This is a genomic window from Paraburkholderia sp. EG286B, assembly GCF_040965655.1.
Lineage (GTDB): Bacteria > Pseudomonadota > Gammaproteobacteria > Burkholderiales > Burkholderiaceae > Paraburkholderia.
The window spans coordinates 1-255 of the sequence record NZ_JBFRCF010000256.1 but is presented as its reverse complement, the minus strand read 5'-3'; the positions used below and the strand labels follow the sequence as shown (position 1 = coordinate 255).

General features: G+C 63.5%; 1 protein-coding gene. It reads right to left on the bottom strand.

Going from position 1 to position 255, the window contains the following annotated elements; all coding sequences use genetic code 11:
* Positions 1-255: recombinase family protein (locus tag AB4Y42_RS44655; RefSeq protein ID WP_368697948.1), on the bottom strand; the 255-nt coding region annotated here is incomplete at both ends.

Here is a 255-nt window from a genome sequence, read left to right as displayed (position 1 = left end):
GAGAAACACGACCTGTACGCCGCACGAGGAGAATTCCTCCATCAGCAGGGCTTGGTGCGCATATTTGCGCGCCAGGCGGTCTGGCGCGAGGATGTACAGCCGATCGACCGTCCCGAGCGCGGCGGCGGCGCGCAGGCTCTCCAATTGCGGCCTGACCAGCGTTGCACCGCTCACCCCGGCATCGACGAAGCACATGTCCTCCACAATCTGCGCCCCGTCGGCCTGAATTCGTTCTTTCAATGCAGCGATCTGGCT